2 pseudogenes are annotated in these 278 nt (G+C 29.1%); both read left to right on the top strand.

Annotated elements, in window-relative coordinates:
- Positions 1-111 (top strand): annotated as a pseudogene (locus SB775_RS28995) (transcriptional regulator); the annotation flags it as partial.
- 89 nt (positions 112-200) lie between these two features.
- Positions 201-278 (top strand): annotated as a pseudogene (papR, locus tag SB775_RS28990) (quorum-sensing peptide PapR); the annotation flags it as partial.

Genomic DNA, 278 nt, shown 5'->3' with positions numbered 1-278 from the left:
GGGTGTGATAGAGCAGAAATTGAAGATGCTTATGAAAAAGCGTGCTTCTTTTTTGATATATTAGGAAACCATGCATTAAAAGAATCAATTATAAAAAAAATGAAGAAATAAAAAATACCTAAAAAACAAATATGCATAATTGCATAAGGTATGGATAAATTTTCATGATATATTTAAATAAAAAATGCGGGTGATGGAATATGAAGAAACTGCTTATTGGTAGTCTATTAACGTTAGCAATGGCATGGGGTATTTCACTAGGAGATACAGCTTTAGAA

The organism is Peribacillus sp. SIMBA_075 (genome assembly GCF_046534585.1).
This window is presented reverse-complemented; position numbering and strand designations above follow the sequence as displayed.